This window comes from Methanocrinis sp. (assembly GCF_049974945.1).
Classification (GTDB): Archaea; Halobacteriota; Methanosarcinia; order Methanotrichales; family Methanotrichaceae; genus Methanocrinis.
In genome coordinates, this window is record NZ_JBNGCU010000104.1 from 1 (window position 1) to 5258 (window position 5258).

The 5258-nt window shown below is 56.6% G+C and carries 3 protein-coding genes; all 3 read right to left on the minus strand.

The window, feature by feature from the left end:
• The coding region (locus ACP5EL_RS08930) for an anaerobic sulfatase maturase (protein ID WP_428402163.1) at nucleotides 1-827 on the minus strand (827 nt) is incomplete at its 3' end.
• Nucleotides 828-1089: 262 nt separating this feature from the next.
• Nucleotides 1090-2478: an arylsulfatase gene (locus tag ACP5EL_RS08935; RefSeq protein ID WP_428402164.1), complete on the minus strand. Its 1389-nt coding sequence runs from the start codon at nucleotides 2476-2478 to the stop codon at nucleotides 1090-1092.
• Nucleotides 2479-3067: 589 nt separating this feature from the next.
• The gene (locus ACP5EL_RS08940; protein ID WP_428402165.1) at nucleotides 3068-5251 is read right to left on the minus strand and encodes a sulfatase-like hydrolase/transferase; all 2184 of its coding nucleotides are present in this window, start codon (nucleotides 5249-5251) and stop codon (nucleotides 3068-3070) included.
• Nucleotides 5252-5258: the final 7 nt, after the last annotated feature.

Sequence of the window (5258 nt, forward strand, 5' to 3'; positions counted from 1 at the left end):
ACCATCGCCGTCCCACAGGTCTCTGAGAAGGCGCATATCCCCGCCGGTCTTCCCAGCCAGGCGGCCAGGGCCACATCGAAGATCTGAACGAAGGTCTTTCCGACGTCTCTTTTAATCCATTCGTCGAAGACGGAGATCAGAAAGCGGCCGTACTTCTCAGGATCGACCGATCGATCGGTCACCTTATCGCCCTCCTGATAGCCCGTATCGTTGTCCCTCTCCACGATGGGTATGAACTGGATGAAGTCGGTCTTCACCTCATCTCGAAGAAAACGGTAAACCTCCAGAGGATGGTCCTGATTCGCGGCATGGACCGTGGTCAGGATGTTGAAGTCGACCTTGTGCTTTCGCAGAAGACGGGCGGCCTTCATCACCCGGTCGAAGGTCAGCCCGCCGGCCTTGTCCACCCGGTAGGCGTCGTGAAGCTCTCTCGGCCCGTCCAGGCTCAGCCCGATGAGGAAGTTATTCTCGCGAAAAAATTCGCACCATTCGTCGTCGAGGAGGGTGCCGTTCGTCTGCATGGTGTTCTGAAATGTCATTCCTGGGCGCCGATACTTCTCTTCGAGCTCGATCGACCGCCGAAAAAAGTCCAGGCCCATCAGGGTCGGCTCTCCCCCTTGCCAGGCGACGGTGACCGAGGGGCTCCTCTGGGCTTCGGCGTACTGGCGGATATAGCTCTCCAGAAGCTCGTCGGACATACGAAAGCTGCTCTTTGGATAGAGGCTCTTTTTGGAGAGGAAGAAGCAGTATCTGCATCCCAGATTGCAGATGGCCCCCGTGGGCTTGGCCATGAGATGAAAGCCAGCAAGTGCGCCCTTCTTGCTCATCGATTGGTCCTCTCTTTTCAGGGTTAATTAATCTTCTTATCTGTCAGAAGTTAGATATGCAACATACCTAAAGTTAATTGTATAGTTTGTCCCCATGCCAGAGCTCAGGGTGAGGGTGATGGCGATGCCAGCGAGCTGGATCTGATGCCTGCTCTCTCGGAGCTGAGGGCGGCAATCCTCGAGAAGTATGGGGAGAAGAACGCCACGGAGCTGTGGAGTATCCGATAAAAATAAAAGGATAATGGAGACGCTTTCGTCTCCATCAACTTGCTCCTGCCGAGATTGGATATGCCCGCGAGGGCGTATTCGGATATTCCATCATGCTGGCCACAAGCTCTCGATAGATCTTGGTGAACGCGCTGATGACGAAATCGTGCTCCCCAGCTATGTTATGCTCTTCGCGAGGGTCCATCTCGATGTTGTAGACGGCGGGGATCTGGCCGTAGTAGCTCTCAGGCCCCTGGAACGAGTCGTACGCCTTGGCATGGACCTTGAACTGATGCCATCGCATGGCAGCAGGAATTGTATTGGCCGCACTCTCGGTTCCGATGTACCATACCACCCATTCTCGGTTCGAGCTCTCCTGTCTTCCCAGGATGAAGTCGGACTGGTCTATGCCGTCGATGGGCCTATCGGTGGGGATCTCTCCGCCGCCAAGGAGAGCGAAGGTGGTGAAGAGGTCCAGGGTGCACATGATCTCGTCGGACGACCTATCGGCCTCGATCGTTCCAGGCCACCAGAATATGCAGGGAACCCGCACGCCCCCCTCATAGGTGGTGCCTATCCCGCCCCGGAACGGCGAGAAGCCCGAGTCGGGCCACTGGTCAAGGGTCGGTCCGTTATCGCTTGTTAAGACGACGATGGTGTTCTTCTCGATCCCCAGCTCTCGAAGGGCGTCAAGAACCATGCCGACGTGATGGTCCATCTCCATCAGCCCGTCGCCGTAGGGACCTTTGCTGGACTTCCCCGCCCATTTCGGGTTCTGAACGCTGGGGAAGTGGGTCCGGACGAAGGGGAGGTAAACGAAGAAGGGCTCGCTGGAGTTTGCCTGACTCTTGATGTAAGCGATCGCCCTCTCTGTGAACTGTTCATCAGTGAAGGCCAGGGACGATACGTTTAACGCCGCTACCTCGGTGAGGTTCTCGCCCTTCTTTGCCTCCACCAATCCCAGGGGCTCTCCCGCCTCCCAGCTGGGGTCGAAGCCGATACGCTGACTCTGAGTATAGGAATTGAGGTGGTATAATACCCCAAAGAATTCGTCGAATCCCATGTTTTGAGGCTCGCTTTCGTAGATATCCCCCAGATGCCACTTGCCGAAGATGGCCGTCTTATAACCGGCATCTGATAGCACTTTTGCGAGAGTAATCTCCTGCGGAGATATGCCGGCATTGGAGCCCGTCTCCGAGGCCAGGGCCATGCCCGTTCGAATGGGAAGCCTTCCTGTCAGCATCGCCGCCCTGGTGGGGGTGCACTGGGTCTCAGAGTAGAAGGAGGTCAGCCTCAGACCCTCTTTTGCCATCTGGTCCATCCTGGGGGTCGGGGCGCCCAACACCGCCCCGCCGCCGTAGCAGCCGGGGTCCATGTACCCCATGTTGTCGGCCATCATGATTATGATGTTCGGCCTTGGGGCTGGCGCGACGTCCTCGTGCATAGCTTGCTGGAGGCTGGAATTGTTGGACAGAACGTTTTTCCTATTCGTTACAACGTCTGCACCCATATTCTCTGGCCTATCTGCCTGATAATCACTCGTCCCTTGATCACTTGAGCCACCGGCCTTCAGATCCATCGGTATGACCGAAAGGCCGGTGTTTCCTGAATCAAGGCTGCAACATGCGATCGAGATTAAAAAAATGGTGGCGATCGCTAATTTATACAGAAGCCCAATTTTAATTCAGACTCCTCCACCATCTGAAACGTGTTTTCCCTATATAACTATTTTCACTGAGAAATTGTTATCTCCTCACCAGTGAACCGTCCCATGAAGGCATTTTGCCTTTGACAGCTTTGACCTCCGAACCTCTCGATCGGTCTGGCCCGTCTAAAAGACATTTTCATCATTGAATCATCTCACCAAAATTAAAGAATCGTCTTGCCAAAATTAAAAAGTTGATCGAAATCGTCTGAAGACGTATCAGTGTCAGTGATCCAGAAGCGGGATCCTGGGCTGGCCAGGATCCCGACAACGTCTCACGATGCCGACGACATCTCGGCAAATTCACCCTCATAGTCCTGGATCGTCTCTATCCTTCTACCTCCATCACGACCTTCTCGAGAGTCCCGTTGAACTCGAAGGGGCTCTCGTAATTCTTGCTCACCGGAGTCTGTGGGTCCTTGCCGATCTCAAGCCCCTCCTCGAAGGAGTAGCGATACGGCTGTATCATCACCTCGGCGCTGCCTCTGGCCTGGCCGTCGATGTAGAGGGTACAGACGCCCCGGTGGCTTCCCGTCAGGTCGAAGGCCATCGAGAGAGCGGAGCGACCGGCTGGGACCTCAGAGGTCGATCTTACGATGTAATGTCTTTCTCCCACGAAGTTGTAGTCGCAGACGAGATGGCCGTCCATGACGAATAGGGATAGGCCGCCGAATCGCCCGCCTATGGAGAAGAGGACCCCCTCGGCGCCCGACTCTGGAATATCCACGCTGGCGGTGATCTTGTAGGAGTGGTTCAATGTGTCGGGCAGCTCCGGCTCGACGATCTTCTCAGTTCCCGGATAGTAGGTGAATACGCCGGTTTTTGGAGCTGGCTGGAACCTGGCCTTCTGGCGGTCGTCCAGGGGGAGGACGTTGTACTTTCCGGCCTCGAAGAACCAGAGATCGATCAGCTCCTGGAGCTTTTTGGGATATAGAGAGGCCAGGTCGTGGACCTCGGAGAAGTCTTCGTCGGTATTGTAAAGCTCCCAGGTATCGTTCATGAAGTCGCCGCCGGACTCTGGAGGATGGTAAGCTGTGGCCTTCCAGCCGCGGTACCACAGGGCCCTGTTGCCGAGCATCTCATAGTACTGTATGTACTTGCCCGTATCTGCGTTTGGGTCGGTCAGCGTCTCGGCAAAGCTGACCCCTTCGATCGGTTTCTGGGAGTGGCCGTTGTAGACCTCCGGCGCCGAGAGGCCCAGGACCTCCAGGACCGTGGGGACGATGTCGACGGCATGGGTGTACTGCTCCCTTATCCCGCCCCCGTCCTCTATCAGCGCCGGGTAGTAGATGATCATGGGGTCGTGGATCCCGCCCTCGTGGGTGTTCTGCTTGTACCTTTTGAAGGGGGTGTTCCCGGCCATGGCCCATCCCGTTGCGTAGTGGTTCCAGGTCTCCGTCCCCCCGAGCTCGTCGATATGAGAGAGGATGGCCGTCACGTTCTCATTGATGCGGTTGAAGTAGAGGTAGTTGTTCGAGGTCCCGTTAAATCCGCCCTCTCGACTGGCACCGTTGTCCGATATGAGGATGATCATGGTGTCGTTCAGCTGGTCCATCTCTTCGAGGTGGTCCAGAAACCTACCTATCTGGGCATCTGTATGGGTCAAAAATCCGGCGTAGACCTCCTGTTCCTTCGCAAAGACCCTCTGCTCGTCTCCGCTCAGGTCCTCCCAGGCCGGAATATCTGGGTTTCTCTCCGGAAGCTCCGTATCCTCGGGGACTATTCCCATAGCCCTCTGTCGAGCGAGGGTCTCGTTCCTCACGACATCCCAGCCCTGATCGAACTTCCCCTCGTACATCTCTATGTACTCCTGAGGCGCGTGATGGGGTGCGTGACAGGCTCCGAAGGAGAGGTACATGAAGTAGGGATCGTCCGGCTCTGCGGCCTGCTGACTATTTATAAATCCTACGGCGTGGTCGACCAGGTCTTCGGAGATGTGGTACCCCTCCTCGGGAGTTTTTGGCGGGTCGACCCTCGTCGTGCCAATGACGAGATCGGGGTACCACTGGTTGGTCTCGGATCCGATGAACCCGTAGTATTTTTCAAAGCCCCTGCCTGTGGGCCAGTTATCGAAAGGCCCCCTCGCGTTGAAGTGCTCTGAGAGGTGCCATTTGCCTACGGCGAAGGTGTTGAAACCGTTTCCAACGAGGATCTCCGGCAATGTCGCCGCGCTCTTCGAGAGGGTCATGCTGTAGCCGGGATAGCCTGCGGGCAGGTCGATGACGGCCCCTATTCCGACGGAGTGATGATTTCTACCGGTCAGAAGACAGGCCCTGGTCGGAGAGCACATGGCCGTGGTGTGGAAGTTGTTGTAGCGAAGCCCCCCCGCCGCCAGCCGATCGATGTTCGGCGTTTCGATGGGGCCGCCGAAGCAGCCGATCTGGCCAAAGCCGACGTCGTCCAGGACGATGAAGACGACGTTTGGAGCTCCCTTTGGAGGCTGCACGACCTCCGAGGGGCAGGGCGTCGAGTCCCTGTAGGAGACTCCTATTACCGGCTCGCACCCGGAGATCGAGCTG

Excerpts from the sequence above, each read along its gene's own strand:
- ACP5EL_RS08935 (WP_428402164.1), bottom strand. The coding sequence starts at position 2,478 with ATGCACGAGGACGTCGCGCCAGCCCCAAGGCCGAACATCATAATCATG.